Source organism: uncultured Rothia sp. (assembly GCF_963544205.1).
In the GTDB taxonomy this organism is placed as follows: domain Bacteria; phylum Actinomycetota; class Actinomycetes; order Actinomycetales; family Micrococcaceae; genus Rothia.
In genome coordinates this window covers 23,296-42,618 of the sequence record NZ_CAUUDY010000016.1, presented here as the reverse complement: position 1 = coordinate 42,618, position 19,323 = coordinate 23,296, and the positions used below count along the sequence as shown (strand labels likewise).

Here is a 19,323-nt window from a genome sequence, read left to right as displayed (position 1 = left end):
CCTCCGAGGCTGCAAACCTGATGCGCGAAATCTTCGCAGCGAAGTAAACAGCATAGTATTGCGGCAGATGCCGGTAGTCGAAAGACTGCCGGCATCTGTGCTTTTAACGCCCCCCGCTAGCACCCGCAAATATTGCACTAGAAAGTAAGCTTGTGCACACGATGCCACAAAAAGATGTAAGTACGACCATAACCTTTGTATACTTGAGGACATCGAGCCTAGTCAGAATGATTCTCTAACCAGGTTTCAAGAAACACCACCACTCACAGGAGATCACCACACTCATGACCCAGCCTATCTCTCGCCGCGCTGTCGCCAAGGCAGGCGTCTGGTCCGCACCCGTCGTCGCAGCCTCCGCAGCAGTACCCGCATACGCAGCATCCGAGGAAACCCCCGGCGTGCAGTACGGCGTGTACGTCAGCGTGCAGAACAACGGCGGCTACGTCGGCTACGCATCCTCCAACAACACCGGCACTATCAACCCGGCAACCCCCGAGGCGCACTTCACTGCCTCCGGCACCCCCGACTCCGACATCAACTGGGACGACGCAACCTCCAAGCCCAAGAGCGCAACCTACGTCAACGGCGAAGGTAAGTTCACCCCCGTCACCAACTCCCAGACCGGCGCAAACGGCGCCTACATGTCCTCCAGCGGCTTCTGGTGGTCCGTACCGACCAAGGACACCGCAACCGGCACCGGCTACATCCCCGGCAGCAGCGTCACCCTCGCAGCTGGCGCAACCTTCGTGACCGAGGTTGAGTACACCGTCGCCGCCAGCGCACAGTCGCTCCTTAAGTTCGGTAAGATCAACGGCCAGGCATGGGCCCCCTCCGGTCGCAAGCTGACCGGTAAGACCACCGAACTGGTAGCCTCTGCAGGCCAGGCAAAGTACCTGTCCGTGGCGCAGACCGCCGGCACCTGGACCGCAGAAGTACCGACCGTCACCAAGAACTCCGACGGCACCTACACCTTCAAGGGCCGTATCGTCTACACCACCAGCAAGGCGTACACCATGAAGCAGTCCGGCACCAAGTACTACAGCCAGACTAACTTCATGCCGGCGCAGCTGCGCTTCCCGGCAGATAACGGCTGGGTCTCGTACAAGCAGACCTCCACCGTGCAGGTCGCAAACCTGACCTACTCCGGCAACGGCGCAACCGGTTCGGAGAGCGTTTCCGGTCAGGCCACCACCGCAGAGATTCACCCGTAATAGGGCAACCCCTCATGCAGGGTAAGAACATATAGAAAACCCCCAGCGGATGATTCACCCGCCGGGGGTTTTCTATGCCCAGGAAGCAACCTCCACAGGAGAGTGAAGAGCATTCCGTAATGGCTATATAGGCTTGTCTAAAGCATATTCAGGAATTGGAATTAGCTGACCGTCGTGCCGAACGCCAGACCCAGCAGGTAGGTTACGAACGCTGCGCCGAAACCAATTAGAATCTGGCGAATACCGCGCTTGAGCGGGGAAGCGCCCGAAAGCAGGCCCACCACGCCGCCGGTGAAGCCCAGCGCCGCACCCACAAACAGCAGGGACAGCACCATCGCGAACACGCCCGAAAAACCGAAAATATAGGGCAGAATCGGAACCAGTGCACCCGAAGCAAAGAACGCGAACGACGCAGCGGCGGCACCAATATCGGTACCCAAAGCCACATTCTCCTCACAATCCTCATCCTCGCGGTGAGACAGCGACGGATCGCAGTCACAATCCAGGTAGCCGAAGCGCTCCATCGCACGGTGATGCGCCGCGTCCGGCTCCATGCCGCGGGCACGGTAAATGAGCTCCAGCTCGTTCGAGTCCAAATCCAAATCGTGTGCAACACGCAGGGTCACCTGGGTCGGCTGGGAGGCATCCAGCAGTTCACGCTGGGAACGCACAGACACAAACTCACCCGCCGCCATCGACAGCGCACCCGCCAGCAGACCCGCAATACCCGAGAGCAGAACCATCGAGCTGGATGCGCCCGAGGCGGTAATACCCATAGTCAACGCCAGGTTTGACACCAAACCGTCGTTAGCACCAAAGACCGCCGCACGGAAATTACCCGAAAGCTTCTCCCTGCCACTGGTCGCCAGGGCACGGATAATTTCCTCGTGAATCGCCTCGTCAGCCGCCATTTCCTCGGTAGCGTCCGGATCCTCAGCGTAGGGGGAGCGGGACTCTGCGCGCTGAGCCATCGCCAGAATAAACACCGAACCGAAGTTCTTTGCCAAGAACTGCAGCACCAGAGACTGCATGGACGGGCGCACGTGAACATCCGCGTGTTCGCCGAGCATGTCACGCCAATGCTGCTGGTGACGCTTCTCCGCCTCGGCAACCTGCAGAAGGATCTCGCGGTCGGTACCCTCAGCGCGGCGAGCCAGGTAGCGGTAGATGCGTGCCTCCGACTCTTCATCAGCCAGGTAGCGGCGCCAACGCTTAATCTGCGCGGGGGAGGGGGAAGTAACCGCACTGTGGCGGGTCGGCTTGTGCTCGGTCGCCTCAGCTGCGGTCCTTTCAGCCTCGGCCGCGTCAGTCTGAAGCTTCTCGGTCTGCTCGCCGTACGTGTCTTCGCCGTGCTCGTTCGGTGCGTGCGTGCTCATATCTCTCTTTCCGCCGGATGCGGGTCGCGCCGGGTATTTCCCGGGCGCACAATCATGCGTTCAATCTGTGTGTTCTGAGTTGATCAGTGAACCACTGTAGAGCACTCCGAACAGAAAATCTAGGACGGCCTAACCCGATAATCATGTTCGCCTCAACGTACTTTGTGATACCGCACGGGCGAGGATTCAAGGGGCGGGAAAGGTAAAAGTGCCGGGAAGGAGCGGGGCAGCTTCGAGCATAAAAAGCCGGGCGGGTGCACCCTCCATAAGGAGAGCGCACCCGCCCGGTTGGTGGCTCTAAAAACTAGCGTCTACATGGTTTGCCGCCATAGGTAGGCTGCAGTTTAGAGGCTACAACTTAGATGGTTGCGGCTTAGATGTTGCCTTCGCCGTTCTCCAGGAACGCGCGGATGAACCACTGGAACTTCTCCAGCTCAGCGGTCTGACCGATCAGCAGGTCCTCAGTGACGGGGTCGGACTCACCGGCAAAAGCAATAGCCTTGCGGTGATCCTTGATCACACGGGTGTACACGTCGTTCAGGGCGTGCAGGTGGTCAGCAACGCGTGCGCGGCCGACGGGGTAGTCCTCGACGGTGCGCTGTGCGACCAGTGCGCCAGCCAGGCCGTTGGGGGTTGCGCCCAGGGTTGCCATACGCTCTGCGATGGCGTCGACGAACTCGCGGACGGTGTCGACCTGGGGGTCAATCATTTCGTGAACGGCGATGAAGCCGGGGCCGGTCACGTTCCAGTGAGCGTGCTTCAGCAGCAGGTGCAGGTCGTTCAGGTCGTGCAGACGTGCCTGGAGAACCTCGGAAATGCCCTTGCCTTCTTCGAGGGTCAGGCCGGGTGCGGTGTAGTTTGCGAATGCCATGATGGTGTCTCCTTCTTGATGCTGTGATGTTTTTGGTTCGGTGAGGTGGCGCCCCGCCGAATCGTTATTATGAGTAAATCATTTTAAGGAACCATTGTCAAGGTTATTTTGAGTAATTCGTAATAAATTGTCATCTATGTGTCGCGCCGCACTTAAAAGCTCCTGCCCAAACGTGCCAGCCCCAAACGCCCGCGTGGCTCACCGCCCAGGCGCACACAAAGGGTGGGATGCGCGATATCTCATCTTGTGCATCCCACCCTTTACGGTGAAGTGTATTCAGTTCTCTGTAGAGCTTTCAGTCTGCAAACTACGCGGCTACGCCAGCGCGCGAACCGCCTCCAGGGTCAGCTCCTCATGCTTGAGGCGCACGGTACCCAGCTCCGCCGGAACCTCCAGCTCGCCCGGCACAACAATGACACGCATACCCGCCGCGGTTGCGCTACGCACGCCCGAAGGGGAGTCCTCAATCGCCACGCACTGAGTCGGATCAACACCCAGACGCTCCGCTGCCAAAAGGTACGGCTGCGGGTCCGGCTTGGGGTGAGTGGTCTCATCGTTACCAATAATGACCGAGAATGTGCCCTCGGGAGCCGCGTTTGCGGTACGGCGCGCTACGGAAGTGGTCGCATTGGTGACGATAGCCGCCGGAATCTGCGCCTCGCGAACCTCCGAAAGGAAACGCTCAATACCGGGCAGGAACTCTACCGGCTGGTGCGCCAGGGCGTCATGCACCTTCGCCACAAGACGTTCATTAATCTCTTCGTCCGGCAGATCCACGCCGCGCTCGCGCAGGCGATCCAGAGTGAACTGCATGGACAGACCCAAGCAATCGAGGGTGTCCTGCTCGGTCCAGGTGCCACCGAAATCTGCGGCGAGAGCAACCTTAGCGGCAGCCCATACGGGTTCGGTGTCAACCAGGGTTCCGTCGTGGTCGAAGAGAATGGCGGCGGGGAAGGTGTTCGTAGTCGTCATGTCATTAAGCCTACCGGTTTATTTCTGAGGCGAGCGTAGGACAGTGTCCCCAATCGTCACCAAAAAATCTGTGCCCGCGTTCTGGGGGTTCTTGGCGATAGTGAGCAGCGCATTGGCAACGTCCTCACGGGCAATCGTCGGAATGCCCGGAACGCGTTCGACACTCGCCATGTTAAATACCTTCACCCCGCCCCTACCGGGCTTATCGGTCAGCCTGCCCGGATGCGCCCGCGAAATATACGGCTGATATTCGGCGACCAGGGCGTCCGCCTTAACCTTGTCGGTAAAAATGCCGCGCATGATGACCTTGCATGCCAGGCGCATGGGCAGGGATGCGGTCCGCACCGTATCGCCTACGCCGTAGGCGCTCATCAGAACGCAGTGCTTCACGCCTGCGCCCGTGACCACCTCCATGATGAGAGGCAGGCGCTCCTGCATGAACGTGGAGGAGAGAAACTCTCGCACCGTGGCTTTCTGGCCCAGGATGCTGACCATCACGTCTTGCCCGGAGGATGCTGCGGCGAGCTGTTCGGCATCGTTCAGGGCTCCCGGAACGATAGTGAGATTTTGGTGCGACCCTAGTAGTGCTCGTGCTTTATCGGGGTTGCGCACGTAGGCGGTGACGGTGTGCCCCTGTTCTAGTGCTTTGCGGGTGAAGAGGCGACCGGTGCGGCCGGTTGCGCCGAGAACCAGTATTTTCATGTGGGTCCCCATTCGTGACTGTGATTGTTGTGGGAGCCCGCAAGCGCCCAGTCCGGTCAGTATAGCAATGTGGTTTCGACTGGGGGCTTTTGGTTGAGGCTCTTTCAAGCGGGGTTTTGGCTAGGGCTCAGAGCAGTGCGGGGTGAAAAACGAAAAAAGTGGAGAAAATTTTTTGAAAACCCCTTGCGAAACATAGTTGAGTGGAGTAGACTCAAGTTATGTAATGCGAGGGGACGTAGGATAGGCCCCTGAATGCACGATACGAAAGGACATCATGGATATTAAGTTCACGACCAAGAGTCAAGAAGTTATCTCCGCCGCTAACACCAACGCGCAAACGGCGGGTAACCCCACTATTGAAACCTCCCACATCCTCAAGGCCCTGATGGATCAGCGCGAAGGCATCGCAGTCTCGGTGCTCAAGGCCGCAGGCCTGGATGTAGACGCCATCTCCGAGGCTGCTTCCGCAGAAATCAAGAAGCTTCCCAAGGCATCCGGCACCTCCGTGCAGAACGCCTCCTTCAGCCGTTCCGCACTCTCCGCCCTGCAGGCTGCGCAGACCCGCGCTCAGGGCTTCGGAGACACCTACGTCTCCACCGAAATGATTCTGCTGGGCATTGCCAGCGGAACCGATAGCACCGCGACCGCCATGCACAAGCTTGGCGCTACCGCAGAGCTCATCGCACAGACCATCCCCAACGTCCGAGGAGACCGCACCGTGGACACCCCCGACCCCGAAGGCACCTTCCAGGCGCTCGAAAAGTACGGCACCGACCTGACCGCCATTGCCCGCGCGGGCAAGCTCGACCCGGTCATCGGCCGTGACTCTGAGATTCGCCGCGTCGTGCAGGTGCTCTCCCGCCGAACCAAGAACAACCCCGTTCTGATTGGTGAGCCCGGCGTCGGTAAGACCGCCGTCGTGGAAGGCCTGGCACAGCGCATGGTTTCCGGCGACGTGCCCGAATCCTTGCGCGGCAAGACCCTCATCAGCCTGGACCTGGGCTCCATGGTCGCAGGCGCAAAGTACCGCGGTGAATTCGAGGAGCGCCTGAAGGCAGTCCTCGAAGAAATCAAGAAGTCCGAGGGCCAGATTGTGACCTTCATCGACGAGATTCACACCGTCGTCGGTGCTGGCGCATCCGAAGGCTCCATGGACGCGGGCAACATGCTCAAGCCCATGCTTGCCCGAGGCGAGTTGCGCCTGATTGGTGCGACCACCCTCGACGAGTACCGCGAGAACATTGAGAAGGACCCCGCCCTGGAGCGCCGCTTCCAGCAGGTGTACGTGGGCGAGCCCAGCGTAGATGACACCATCGGTATTCTGCGCGGCCTGAAGGAACGCTACGAGGCACACCACAAGGTGCAGATCGCTGACTCCGCGCTGGTTGCCGCAGCAACCCTGTCTAACCGTTACATTCCTTCCCGTCAGCTGCCGGACAAGGCAATTGACCTGATTGATGAGGCAGCATCCCGCCTGCGCATGGAAATTGACTCTGCACCGGAGGAAATTGACCAGCTGCGCCGCGCTGTGGACCGCCTCACCATGGAGGAACTGGCACTTGCCGACGAGACCGATCCCGCATCGGTTGAGCGCCTGGAGGCCCTGCGCAAGGATATGGCGGATAAGAAGGAAGAGCTCGACGCCCTCAACGCTCGTTGGGAGGCTGAGAAGGCAAGCCTGAACCGCGTGGGCGACATCAAGACTCAGATCGACGAGCTGCGTTCCCGTGCAGAGGTTGCACAGCGCGAGGGTAACCTCGCTGAGGCATCCCGCCTGCTGTACGGCGAGATTCCCGCAAAGCAGGCTGAGCTGGAAGAAGCACAGCGCGCCGAGGACCGCGCCAAGAGCGAGTCCATGGTCTCTGAAGAGGTCACCGCAGATGATATCGCCGAGGTGATTTCCTCCTGGACCGGCATTCCCGCAGGTCGCATGATGCAGGGTGAGTCCGAGAAGCTGCTCGAAATGGAGAAGCGCATCGGTGCCCGCCTGATTGGTCAGGAAGACGCAGTGGTAGCTGTCGCTGATGCTGTGCGCCGTGCCCGCGCAGGCATCTCCGACCCGAACCGCCCGATTGGTTCCTTCCTGTTCCTGGGCCCGACCGGTGTCGGTAAGACCGAGCTGGCTAAGGCACTGGCTGAGTTCCAGTTCGATGACGAGCGCGCCCTGGTGCGTATCGACATGAGCGAGTACTCCGAGAAGCACACCGTTTCTCGCCTGGTCGGTGCCCCTCCCGGATATGTCGGCCATGAAGAGGGCGGTCAGCTGACCGAGGCTGTACGCCGTCGCCCCTACTCGGTGGTCCTGCTCGACGAGGTCGAGAAGGCACACCCCGAGGTCTTCGACATCCTGCTGCAGGTGCTCGATGACGGCCGCCTGACCGACGGTCAGGGCCGCACCGTGGACTTCCGCAACGTCATCCTGATCCTGACCTCGAACCTCGGCTCGCAGTACCTGGTCAACCAGGACCTGCCCTTCGACGAGCGTTCCGAGAAGGCCATGGAGGTTGTGCACCAGGCATTCCGCCCCGAGTTCCTCAACCGACTGGACGACATCATCATGTTCCAGCCCCTGTCGGCTGAGAACCTGGGTCAGATTGTGGGTCTGCAGGTCAAGAGCATGGCTAAGCGCCTGGAGGACCGCCGCCTCACCCTGAACGTGACCGAGGCAGCCCTCGAGTGGCTGGGTAAGACCGGCTACGACCCGGCGTTCGGTGCCCGCCCGCTGCGCCGCCTGGTTCAGCGCGAGATCGGTGACCGCCTGGCTCGCGGCATCCTCTCCGGTGCCATCCACGACGGCGACACCGTGACCGTGGACGTGAACCCGGACGTTGCCAGCGACGGCCTGGTCGTGACCTCCGAGCGTGAGCAGAAGGCTGAGGACTAAAACTCAACCGGCTGGCTGGATAGGCCCGGTTACTTGGCAGGGCCCGGCTTGCTGGGCGGACTTAGCCTGTGGCTGAGTTTGCCAGTTCGAAACCATAAGAAATAGGCTGTGGGGTACCCTCGAAATGGGGGTGCCCCACAGCCCTTTAACGTGCGAGAACAACGTACGAGAGCACAGAGCATAGAGGAGAAGAATGGACCGCTGGACTGACCAACAGAACTTTGCCGCAGCCGGTGAACAGCGCGAAGAAATCGCCTCCGTGCACCGTGCCGCAATCCGCTCCATTCAGCGAGTCGTCTCCGAGAACGCCACCCCGCACGACGAGGGGTACGCCGCCGCGGGTATTGCCGAGCTACTCAAGGCGGGTAAGGTTCTCGTGCTCACCGGCGCGGGCGTGAGCACCGAATCCGGCATCCCCGACTACCGCGGCCCGGGTGGTTCCCTGCACGATCACCGTCCCATGACCTACCAGGAATTTCGCTACGATGACGCCGCGCGTCAGCGCTATTGGGCGCGCTCCTACGTGGGCTGGCGCCGCATGCGCCGCGCCCAGCCGAACCGTGCCCACTATGCGCTCGCTGAGCTGGAGCAGCTGGGTGCCGTGAGTGGTGTGATTACGCAGAATGTGGACGGTCTGCACGCCCGTGCCGGAAGCTCTAATCTGCTGGCGCTGCACGGTGACCTGTCGCGTATTGTGTGCCTGGACTGCGGTCAGGATGAGGGGCGCGAAAGCCTCGATACGCGCCTGGATGCGGCGAACCCCGGCTACCTGGCGCGCCTTGAAGACGAAGACCTGCGCGTGAACCCCGACGGTGACGTGGAACTGGACGACCGCTACATCCGCGATTTTCAGATGGTGCCCTGCCTCGCCTGCGGTTCGACCCGCCTCAAGCCGGACGTGGTGTACTTTGGCGAATCCGTGCCCGCCGAACGCAAAGCGCTCAAGGATGCCATGCTCGCCGAGTGTTCGGCGCTGCTGGTGGTCGGCTCCTCGGTAGCGGTCATGAGCAGCTACAAGATTGTGCTGGAGGCTCTGCGCGCCGGCAAACCGGTCGCCATCATTAACGGAGGTCCGGGACGCGCCGATGCGAAGGCAACCTACCTGTGGCGTAGCGGCGTGGGTGAGGCGCTGGAGCTCATGCTTGACGAGATTGACGACTAAGTAGCACTGGCACAACTAGGTGGCGCCGGCACGACTGGGTAACGCTGGCGCCCGGCGAATTTTGCCGCGCGTGCACTGACCTGTAGTTGGCCCGTCATTAACTGCACGAAAGTGCTACTTTGTGGCGTAATTCATTTTAAATAGCCCCTGGACAGGCGGATACACCCATTACGCGAGGATAAAATGATGGGATGGACATTCGACACACTATCACTCGCTTCGGTGCCACCGCCCTGATTGGTTGCGGCCTGGTGGTTACCGCAATCCCCGCAACGTTCGCTCAGAACGGCGAAGAGTTCGTCACTCACGTCTACTCCGACAAGGCTACTTCCCACATTTCTGAGGTTTGGTACAAGGGCGAAACCCTGAAGGTTACCGGCGAGGGCTTCCTGACTCAGGACGGCACCTCCGGCTCCGTTATCGCCATTAAGCTGAACAAGGGCACCGTCAAGATTGACGGCCAGGACTACCTGGAAGTTAAGGCTGACGAGAAGGGTAACTTCTCCGTCTCCATTCCCTGGCAGAGCGACCTGGATGAGCGCATCTCCGTGGACGTCTACCTGCTCTCCGGCTCCCTGAAGGACAACGACACCGCTCGCGGCGGCAAGGCTGCGACCGTGAAGATTGAGGCTCGTTCCGTTCAGGAAGCAACCCCCTCCGCTACCGCTTCGGTGAGCCCTTCGGCGACCGCGAGCGCATCGGCTTCCGTGGTGGCTACCCCCTCCGCATCTGCTACTCCTTCTGCTTCGGCTACTGCCGCTGATGAGGTTATTGCTTCCGTGGATGCTGAGATTAAGAACCGCGCCGATGAGAAGGCGTCCGCCACTGCTTCGGTGAGCCCTTCGGCTACCGCGTCGGCTTCCGCTTCTGTGGTTGTTACTCCCTCCGCTTCGGCTACCGCTACTGCTTCTGCTACCGCGTCCGCTGCTGCTGATCAGAACGCTTCCGTTGCGAACGATGCGAAGGATCAGCTGGGTGATTCCACCTCCGCTACCGAGCAGGTGAGCGCTTCGGCTGAGAGCACCCGCTTCGCGAATTGTGCAGAGGTTGCGGCTGCGGGCCTGGCACCCATTCACAAGAGCCACCCGGACTTCCGTCAGAAGTTCGACAACGACAAGAATGATTGGGGCTGCGAGGTTATTAATAGCGAAGTGACCGACGGTTCCTCTTCCAACGGTTCCTCGGGTTCTTCCTCCCGCAACTCCGGCGGTCTGGATAACCTGGGTAGCGGCTCCTCCTCTTCGAGCAACTACACTTCGAGCCGCGCTCAGCGCTCCTCCCTGGCTAACACCGGTGCTTCGAACGCCTTCACCATTGCTGGTCTGGGCCTGGTAGCTCTGGGTCTGGGTGTTGCTGGCGTGTCTGCTGTGCGTAACCGCAAGAACTCCTAAAACTATTGCCGCCGCCCGGTGCGGTGCGTGAGAGTCCCCTCTTCTGAACGCTTTTGAGCGTTTGGGTGGAGGGGATTCTCGCGTTTAACGGGGCGGTTTTTGCTGGTGTGTTGTGTTAATAAGTCGGCGTAGGCACTTGTTAGTTTTTTCAAGTCTAAATTGAGGCTTTAGGGGTGCACGGCGGTGTAAAAGGTCTCTATAGTTCAACCATGCCTTCAATAAACCTTCAAGAAAAATATGTTTTGTGAGTCAGGTCATGGCAAATTGGCTTCTTGGGAGTCGGTATCCCAAGCTTCGCTCGTTAGAATGGGGGGCATGAGCATTCGAAACAATATCGCACGCATCGGCGCCACCGCACTCATCGGCTGTGGCCTCGTTGCTACTTCCGTCCCCGCAACCTTCGCAGTTGAAGGTGCGCCTCAGACCGTTCACACCTACGCAGACTCTGCACAGTTCATTGCCCCCGACACCTGGTATGAGGGTCAGGGCCTGAACATTGGTGGCCAGGGCTTCAAGACCGCTGACGGCACCTCCGGTTCCGTTCTGGCTCTGAAGCTGAACAAGGGCGCCGTTAAGATTAACGGCCAGGACTACCTGGAAATCCACGCTGATAGCGATGGTAACTTCTCCGCTACCATCCCCTGGCAGGAAGAGCTGCACGGCAGCGTTTCCGTTGACATTTACCTGCTGTCCGGCTCCCTGAAGGACGGTGACGTTCCCCGTGGCGGTAAGGCAGCTACCGTGACCATTAAGGTCGCAGAGCAGCCCGCACCGGCTCCCACCGAGGACCCGACCCCCGCTCCTTCCCAGGATTCGACCCCGGAACCCACCCAGGATCCCACTCCCGAACCGTCCAAGGATGCAACTGCTGAGCCGACTACCGAGGCTCCCAAGCCTGCTGACGAGACCTCCGCTCCCGCAGTTGAGGAAGCTAAGGAAACCAAGCCCGCTGAGGATCAGAAGCCTGCCGACGAGCAGAAGTCTGACGGGCAGTCTACCCCTGAGGCTGACCATGTTGAGGGCGACTCCCAGGCACCTAAGGGCTCCAAGAGCTCTGACAATATCGTGCTGGGTTCCTCTAGCAACGATGACCTGGGCTCCGGCTCGAATGACAACCTGGGCTCCGGTTCCTCCAACGCATCCTCCAAGAGCTCTTCTTCCCTGGCTAAGACCGGTGCATCCGGTGCAATGACTGCTGCTGGCCTGGGTCTGATTGCTCTGGGTGCAGGTGGCGCGACCATCGTTGCAACCCGCATGCGCAAGAAGGCTTAATAGCGCCTAGTCGCTAAGCTTTTAGCTACTTTTATGGGCTCCCTCCATATCGGAGGGGGCCCATTTTTTGTACCTTTTGAGGCTGTGGTGGATGCTGGGAAAGACGCGAAAAAAGCAAAAAATTACGGACAAATAGCGCTACTGACAAGGCTATTTATCGGAGATACATAACACTTATGTCTAAGTTAAGACGAGCACAGGGTAAACACAGGCTTGCACGGGAATCTAGATACTACCAAGAACGCACAGCTCGGAACTGAAGAACAGACAGCGACGAGCACCGCGAATCTCACGACACGACATCTGGAGCACCCAATGAACATTCTGACCATGGCACTCGCCGATGCCATAGCCATCGCAGCGCTCTGCACCCTCTACATGGTGCGGCACCGCAACCGCGAACTGATGATTTCCTACGCGGTCATCAACGCCGGTATCTTCACCGTCTCGGTGGCGCTGGTATCCGCCGGATCGAACGCATCCGCTATGGGTATGGGTCTCTTCGGTGTCCTGTCGATTATCCGATTGCGTTCCACCGCCCTGAGCCAGCGCGAGGTCGGTTACTACTTCGTAGCGCTCTCGGTCGGCATGATTGCAGGTGTGAACATCAGCCCGGCGTACATCGCCTTCGCCCTGATGGCTACCCTGGTCGCCCTGATCGCGATTCTTGACTCGCGTAGCGCCCCGACTTCTAAGGAACTGACTCAGACCGTCACTGCCGATCGTGCGATCAGTGACGAGGAGGAGCTCAAGAACTACCTGAGCGCTCGCCTGGGTTACAACGTCACTTCGGTCAAGGTGACCGAGCTGGACATGGTGAACAACCTGACCCGCGCAACCGTCACCTACCAGCCCAAGGAAACCACCGAGGGCGGCACCCCCGCAGCGGTGGAGGCGGCAGCACCGCAGGTAACCGCAACCCGCCAGCCCGCGGCAACTCAGCCGGTAGCGCCCACCGCCGAGGCGCACGCCACGCTGGATACTCGGATGATTCCCCTCCAGCGCACGCCGGTGGGCAAGTAAAACCAGCCGGTATCTAGACTTCCGATTCACTCCAACCGCACGACAACCCCCGATACCCACGACACGCCGCCCCAGTGCATAGCCCAACGCACAACCCAGAGCACAGGGGGTGGAACCCCAGAAGGACGGAAGACCATGACTAACGCAGCCGCAAACATAATCCCCGCAGAGTGGAAGAGCATCAGCCTCGAAGCCATGAACGAAAAGGCAGCCATGCAGACCCGTGTGGACCGCAAGTACATTGTCGACGCAGAAACCGCCGCCAAGGTACTTTCCACGCTCGATGCAGACGCCTCCGTCATGGAAATCAAGGGCCAGCGCGACTTCGCCTACGACTCGGTCTACTTCGACACCCCGCAGATGCAGAGCTACCACTCGGCAGCCTACAGTCGCGACGACACCTTCAAGATTCGTACCCGTAGCTACCTGGACTCGAAGCTGACCTTCCTGGAGGTCAAGACCGACGGTGAACAGGATATGACCGTCAAGAAGCGTATCCCGTACACCTTCGAGAACCGTGACCAGCTCACCGCGGAAGGCCACGAGTACATCACCGCAGCACTCGGTGACATCCTCGCGGGCCCCGTGCACAAGCTCGAACCGGTCCTGACTACCGGATACCGCCGTACCACGGTCTTCCTGCCGCAGAGCGAGAAGAACCCGGTCGCCTCCCGTATGACCGTAGATAACGCCCTGACCTGGACTCCTCTCTCCGAGAACATCCTCATGGCGGGTGTGAACTACCGTAACTTCCACGGCAACCTGGTCGGCACCACCTACGGCCTGCCGAACGCGGTCATCATCGAAACCAAGTCCGGTGTGGAGCCCTCCGTGGCTGACCAGCACCTCTGGGATGCGGGCATCACCCCCGCGAAGATTTCCAAGTTTGCAACCGGTATGGCGGCGCTGAACCCGCAGCTGGCAAGCAACAAGTGGGAAGAAACCCTGAAGAACTGGATGCACCTGGAACCGGTCAACGGCACCCGCCTCAACCTGGATGACATGACCGAGGAGGACTACCAGAAGCTGCTGACTGAGCGTTTCGCAGCCGCCTAAACGGCAACATGGCTAAAACAGCAACTTAGTTGCGCGGGTAGGGTAGCGCACCTACCTTACCCGCGCCCCCAGCCCCCCTAACCGATAACCCTCCGAACTAAACACAACACTGGCTTTATTCGCCCCACACAGGCAATAACCGCTCTCACACATATTCACATTTCACATACAACCTGTACCCCCCAACCTGTGGCGCGAGCTCTCCGCGAGTAGTCACCAAAACACAAAGGAAAACCCGTGAAAAAGAGCAATATGATCAAGAGCGCAACCTCCATTACCCTCCTGGCAGCCCTGGCGTTGACCGGCTGCTCGGCAACCTCGGCATCGAATGCCAGCGCATCGAGTGCAATCAGTACCTCCGCTTCGAGCACTTCGGGCACCACGTCGAAGGTGGCAGACTCCTTCTCCACCGACGTGAAGAGCGGCGCGAAGCTCGCCGAGGACACCCACTACTCCGCGAAGGATCTGACTTGGGATTCCTCCAGCGAAGTCACTATCGATCTTTCTAACCCGACCGCGACCGACGGCGTGACCGTCAGCGACGGCGTCATTACCATCACCAAGGCGGGCAACTACAAGCTCACCGGCACCTACGAGGGCCAGATCAAGGTTGAGGCAGCCGACAGTGACATGGTCCGCCTGATCCTGAACAACGCGGCGATCACCAACTCCACCGGTGCAGCTATCAACGTTGTTGAGGCGGACGAGGTCGTTATCTACACCGCCTCGGGTACCACCAACACCGTCTCTGACGGCTCCTCCTACTCCGATACCGCCAGCGGCAGCCCCGACGCAGCTATCTACTCCAAGAGTGACCTGACCCTGGCGGGCGAAGGCACCCTGAAGGTTGAAGGTAAGTACGAAGAGGGTATCCACACCTCCGACGGCCTGGTCATTGCCTCCGGCACCCTGGAAGTGAACGCGGCAAACACCGGCATCAAGGGTAAGGACTACGTCGATATTCTGGACGGCACCATCACCGTGACCGCAAGCCAGGACGGCATCAAGGCAACCAATGACACTGACGGCAACCGCGGCTGGGTGCGCCTGAGCGGCGGTACCGTGAACATCTCTGCAGGTGATGACGGTTTCAAGGCTGAGCGCGTGCTTGAAATCTCCGGCGGTACCCTGAACATTACCCAGGCGAACGAGGGTATTGAGGCGCAGTACATCAACATCCTGGACGGCACCGTGAACGTGACCAGCTCCGATGACGGTATCAACGCCTCGTACAGCACCACGACTACCACCGACTCGACCAGCACCGACTCGACTACTGCAACCTCGACTAAGCAGAGCGCGCAGGGTGGCCAGAACTCTGCACCCCAGGCGCCCAGCGGTAGCGCAGGTCAGGCACCTGCAGGTGGTGGTCAGGCTTCCTCGGGCACCATGGGTCAGCCCCCGGCTGGTGGTGGCGCAGGCGGTGGCATGGGTGGTGGCGGTACCTTCGAGGTCGTCGACGCAACCATCAACATCACCGGCGGTACCGTCACCGTGAACGCGAACGGCGACGGCATCGACTCCAACGGTACGGCAACCCTCTCCGGTGGCACCCTGATCGTGAACGGTCCCTTCACCGGCGGTAACGCATCCCTGGACACCAACGGCGACCTGCTGCTCAACGGCACGACCGTGGCCGCGGGTAACTCCGGTGACATGTTCGAGGCGCCCTCGACCAACTCCACCAGCGGCTACGTGAAGATCAGCAACGTATCGAACCTGAGCGCCGGCACCACCGTACAGGTTGCCGACTCTTCCGGTAATGTGGTGGCGAACTACAAGGTGACTAACTCCAGCACCGCACTGATCCTGGTCTCCAGTTCCAAGATCACCAAGGGCGAGAGCTACACCGTGTACACCACCACCGATAGCGTGGACGCCTCCAGCACCGCCCTGGCTTCTAATGCCACTTCGCTGGGCTCCTTTACCGCAAGCTAAGCGGGGGCGCCCTCCCTAGACCCCGTGCGGGATGTCATGACCTGCACGGTACCCTCTCTGAACCCGGTCTTGTGAGTGAGCCGGTAAGGAGAGACACTCGCCCCGCATCGGATGTAGTGATATATCCGGTGCGGGGCTACGTGTTATATGGGGTGTGTGGCGTCTGGGGTGTTGTGGCATCTGGAGTGTGGGCAAAGAGCGGGGTTTAGGTGATCGCGGTGGGGCGGACGCTACGCTGCGCTCGCCGCGGGTGCAAAATAAAACGGTTGTTCCGGTGCGAAGAAGTGTCATGATACGCAAAATAGGTGCCGCTGAGCGAGACATTCAGGGCTGAAACAGGGTACTCTATAGTGTAGTAAAGACTGTTGAACGATCCGAGAGCGATGCGCCGCGCGTGCTGTTCGCCTCGGACAGGATGAAAGAGGGGGTCACGCCATGGGGCGCGGCCGTCAGAAGGCTAAAGCAACTAGGCAGGCTCGGGAGATGAAGTACTTCAGCCCCGAGACCGACTACAGCGCACTCGAGCGCGAGCTCAGCAGCGCGAAGAAAACGAAGTCCTCCGATTCGTCCCGCCGTCGCTATGACGACGAGGACGACTACTCGGCATACGCAGAAAAGTACGCGTCTTACGAGGATGAGGCATAAAGAATACGCGGAATGATTCGGTGCATATCGACCGAGCGTATTTCATAGATGATGAACCGGCTTGAGGCCCCGCACGGGGTGCTCAGCCGGTTTTTTCGTGCCCGCGTTTTTGTGCCCGCAGTTTTAGAGGATGCACTCTCAGGTGTGTGCGCGAGGACAGGTTACCCGGGGGGGGGGGTCTTAACTGTATGGAACACAAAGCCAATACACATGTTTATACATATATATGCATAGTATCACCTGGTAATAAAGCATAGTCAGTAATAAAAAAGTTTGAAATGAATAAGCATACATAGCTTCTGCACAGCTTAGTCATGCCTGGCACAGAGAATAGACCGGCATTCTAGAGACATGAACAACGAACAGAACATGACTCAGAACATTGACCAGACCACCCAGACCGTAGCAGAACAAGCTAACGCAGTGCAAACCGCTGCAGAGCAGAAGCTAGCTAAGAAGAAGCTCACCCGTCGAATTTTCATCGGCGGCGGCCTCGGCGCACTCGCAGTAGTCGGCGGCGGCGCAGGCTGGGCCTACAACCGCTACCTGGCAGAGCACACCGAAATCGAAGACACCACCGCCTACGAGGCGGCAGCAGCTCAGGCAAACGCAAGCGCCTCCGGCTCCGCCACCGCAGACCCCACGGAACTGACCGGAGTGAAGGTCAACGGCCAGAGCCTCACCGCTAACGAAGGCTCGATCACCATCACCTCCAACACCACCGGCAGCGGCTCGGGCGCGGTCGTCTCCTTCGTGGCAGACATCAAGCTCGACAACGCAACCCTGCTGCGAAGCGCCTTCGCCAACAACAAGTTCGGCCAGAACATCATCGACACCCCCTCGAACATTGCCTCCGAACACAACGGCATCTGGGCGATCAACGGCGACTACTACGGCTTCCGTACCACCGGCATCGTGATCCGAAACGGTGTGGTCTACCGTGACTCCGGCGCTCGCGAGGGTCTCGCCTTCTACCGCGACGGCTCCGTCAAGCTCTACGACGAAACCGCCACCAACGCCCAGACCCTCGTCAGCGAGGGCGTGTGGAACACCCTCTCCTTCGGCCCCGCACTGGTCAAGGACTCCGCAATCGTCGACGGCGTCGACAGCGTCGAGGTGGACACCAACTTCGGTAACCACTCCATCCAGGGCAACCAGCCGCGAACCGGTGTGGGTGTGCTCGGCACCAACCACCTGGTCTTCATCGTGGTCGACGGCCGCTCCACCAACTACTCGCGCGGCGTGACCATGCCCGAGTTCGCCCAGATGTTCAAGGACCTCGGCTGCGTCAGCGCCTACAACCTGGACGGTGGTGGCTCCTCCGCCATGGTCTTCAACAACAAGCTGGTCAACCGCCCGCAGGGTGGCACCAAGGAACGCGGCACCAGCGACATCCTCTACATTGCAGGGAGCGCATCGTGATTATCCTGATACCCGCCTATAAGCCGGACCAATCGCTGGTCCGCCTTGCCCGGGCCCTGCGCGAACAGGACCCCGGCGCCGAAATCCTCGTGATTGACGATGGATCCGGCAGCACCTACGCACCGATCTTCACCGAACTGCGTATCGACGGCGTGACCGTGCAGACCCACCCCGCCAATAGGGGCAAGGGCGCGGCACTACGCACCGGCATCGCCTGGGCGAAAGCAAACCGCCCCGGCGAGGTCATCGTCACCGCCGACGCGGACGGCCAGCACCTACCTCGGGACATCTTCCGTGTGGGCGTGCGCACCGAAACCGCAGCGGCGGCAGGCCAGAAGAGCATTATCCTCGGCGTGCGTACCAAGCCCGACCCGAACGCCGGTGAAGAAGGCACTAGGGTGCCGCTGCGCTCCAAAATCGGTAACAGCGCAACCGTAGGCTTCTTCGCCCTGGCGACCGGCGCCCGCGTGGCAGATACCCAGACCGGTCTGCGCGGCTTCACCCCGCAAATCCTGGACTGGCTACTGCAGATCCCCGGCGATAAGTACGAGTACGAGTTCTCCATGCTGCTACGCGCAACCCGCGCGGATGTGGAACTGGTGCAGGTACCCATCGTGAAGGTCTACGAGCCGGGCAACCCGACCAGCCACTTTAGGCCGCTGCAGGACTCGGCGCTGATTTACGCACCGCTGCTTGCCTTCCTGGCTTCCTCTTTCCTGACCGGCTTCCTCGTGGATGCTATCGCCCTCTTCGTCCTGGTGGGCATGGGCGTTCCGCTACTGGCGGCCGTGGTCGGCGCCCGCATCATCTCGGCGCTGACAAACTTCACCGTCAACCGAATGCTCATGCACGACGGAGGCACACGCCCCTCCGCCTCCTCCTCGCTGGTACGTTACGCCGTGCTGGCGGTGGGTATCCTCGCAGCCAACGCGGCTCTGATGGAAGCTTTGACCGGCCTGGGCGCGTCCCTGCTGGTCGCCAAGATCCTGACCGAACTGATTCTGATCCCGATCAGCTTCGCGGTTCAGCGCCGCTGGGTCTTTCTACCCACTCGGTGGCAGGAAAATACGCGAGAGAAGGCAGTGGCAACTCACGCACCCTCGGGTTTGCGTGCGGTGAGCTACGAGTCCGCTCGCATGGAGGCTGCCGGTATCCGTACCGGCGTGCGCGCCTCCCAGGTACGCCCCTAGCCCGCCTACCCTGGCGGCTAGTTCACTAGTGGCTAGTTCGCTAGGGGCTACCTACAAAACTTCTCTCACCCGTCAGTCGTGAGGGTGGGTGGGAGATGCAAGCTGCCGCACCACAAGCGGCAGCATTCTGTTCACGAAAAGCCCCCGCTGAAAACTCAACGGGGGCTTTTTGTATGTGGGGTCCTTCAGAAGCCTATTGGCTCACCGG

15 protein-coding genes are annotated in these 19,323 nt (G+C 60.2%); 11 read left to right on the top strand and 4 right to left on the bottom strand.

Annotation, left to right across the window (positions count from 1 at the left end; all coding sequences use genetic code 11):
* Nucleotides 1–284 precede the first annotated feature (284 nt).
* Nucleotides 285–1,211, top strand: a complete 927-nt coding sequence (locus RWZ58_RS07700; RefSeq protein WP_314658239.1) for an amino acid oxidase — start codon at nt 285–287, stop codon at nt 1,209–1,211.
* 161 nt (nt 1,212–1,372) lie between these two features.
* On the opposite strand, the gene RWZ58_RS07695 is transcribed toward RWZ58_RS07700, so the two are convergent.
* The 4 genes from RWZ58_RS07695 to RWZ58_RS07680 form a co-directional block, all read right to left on the bottom strand.
* Nucleotides 1,373–2,587, bottom strand: a complete 1,215-nt coding sequence (locus RWZ58_RS07695; RefSeq protein WP_314658238.1) for a VIT1/CCC1 family protein — start codon at nt 2,585–2,587, stop codon at nt 1,373–1,375.
* Between the two features lie 373 nt (nt 2,588–2,960).
* Nucleotides 2,961–3,458 carry a DNA starvation/stationary phase protection protein Dps gene (dps, locus tag RWZ58_RS07690; protein ID WP_005508202.1) on the bottom strand — a complete coding sequence of 166 codons (498 nt, stop codon included), beginning with the start codon at nt 3,456–3,458 and terminating at the stop codon, nt 2,961–2,963.
* Nucleotides 3,459–3,773: 315 nt separating this feature from the next.
* Nucleotides 3,774–4,430 carry an HAD family phosphatase gene (locus RWZ58_RS07685; RefSeq protein WP_049353925.1) on the bottom strand — a complete coding sequence of 219 codons (657 nt, stop codon included), beginning with the start codon at nt 4,428–4,430 and terminating at the stop codon, nt 3,774–3,776.
* An 18-nt stretch (nt 4,431–4,448) separates the two neighbouring features.
* Complete coding sequence (locus RWZ58_RS07680) at nt 4,449–5,132, bottom strand: NAD(P)-dependent oxidoreductase (protein WP_070846734.1); 684 nt, start codon at nt 5,130–5,132, stop codon at nt 4,449–4,451.
* A gap of 274 nt (nt 5,133–5,406) precedes the next feature.
* Here RWZ58_RS07680 and clpB point away from each other — a divergent pair, with 274 nt between their 5' ends.
* The 10 genes from clpB to RWZ58_RS07630 all read left to right on the top strand — a co-directional run bounded on the left by clpB (nt 5,407) and on the right by RWZ58_RS07630 (nt 19,115).
* On the top strand, nt 5,407–8,016 hold the full coding sequence (clpB, locus tag RWZ58_RS07675; protein WP_297605833.1) for an ATP-dependent chaperone ClpB: 2,610 nt from the start codon (nt 5,407–5,409) through the stop codon (nt 8,014–8,016).
* A gap of 193 nt (nt 8,017–8,209) precedes the next feature.
* Nucleotides 8,210–9,178 carry a Sir2 family NAD-dependent protein deacetylase gene (locus RWZ58_RS07670; RefSeq protein ID WP_070832034.1) on the top strand — a complete coding sequence of 323 codons (969 nt, stop codon included), beginning with the start codon at nt 8,210–8,212 and terminating at the stop codon, nt 9,176–9,178.
* A gap of 191 nt (nt 9,179–9,369) precedes the next feature.
* Complete coding sequence (locus RWZ58_RS07665) at nt 9,370–10,569, top strand: excalibur calcium-binding domain-containing protein (protein WP_314658237.1); 1,200 nt, start codon at nt 9,370–9,372, stop codon at nt 10,567–10,569.
* Nucleotides 10,570–10,884: 315 nt separating this feature from the next.
* The gene (locus RWZ58_RS07660) at nt 10,885–11,841 is read left to right on the top strand and encodes a calcium-binding protein (RefSeq protein ID WP_314658236.1); all 957 of its coding nucleotides are present in this window, start codon (nt 10,885–10,887) and stop codon (nt 11,839–11,841) included.
* 315 nt (nt 11,842–12,156) lie between these two features.
* A complete protein-coding gene (locus RWZ58_RS07655; RefSeq protein ID WP_314658235.1) occupies nt 12,157–12,864 on the top strand; it encodes a DUF4956 domain-containing protein in 708 nt (235 codons plus the stop codon).
* A 135-nt stretch (nt 12,865–12,999) separates the two neighbouring features.
* Complete coding sequence (locus tag RWZ58_RS07650) at nt 13,000–13,920, top strand: polyphosphate polymerase domain-containing protein (RefSeq protein ID WP_314658234.1); 921 nt, start codon at nt 13,000–13,002, stop codon at nt 13,918–13,920.
* Nucleotides 13,921–14,157: 237 nt separating this feature from the next.
* On the top strand, nt 14,158–15,858 hold the full coding sequence (locus RWZ58_RS07645) for a carbohydrate-binding domain-containing protein (protein WP_314658233.1): 1,701 nt from the start codon (nt 14,158–14,160) through the stop codon (nt 15,856–15,858).
* A gap of 435 nt (nt 15,859–16,293) precedes the next feature.
* A complete protein-coding gene (locus RWZ58_RS07640; protein ID WP_005504588.1) occupies nt 16,294–16,503 on the top strand; it encodes a DUF3073 domain-containing protein in 210 nt (69 codons plus the stop codon).
* A 351-nt stretch (nt 16,504–16,854) separates the two neighbouring features.
* A complete protein-coding gene (locus RWZ58_RS07635) occupies nt 16,855–17,925 on the top strand; it encodes a phosphodiester glycosidase family protein (RefSeq protein ID WP_314658232.1) in 1,071 nt (356 codons plus the stop codon).
* The gene (locus RWZ58_RS07630; protein ID WP_314658231.1) at nt 17,922–19,115 is read left to right on the top strand and encodes a bifunctional glycosyltransferase family 2/GtrA family protein; all 1,194 of its coding nucleotides are present in this window, start codon (nt 17,922–17,924) and stop codon (nt 19,113–19,115) included. The genes RWZ58_RS07635 and RWZ58_RS07630 overlap by 4 nt, the downstream gene beginning before the upstream one ends.
* Nucleotides 19,116–19,323: the final 208 nt, after the last annotated feature.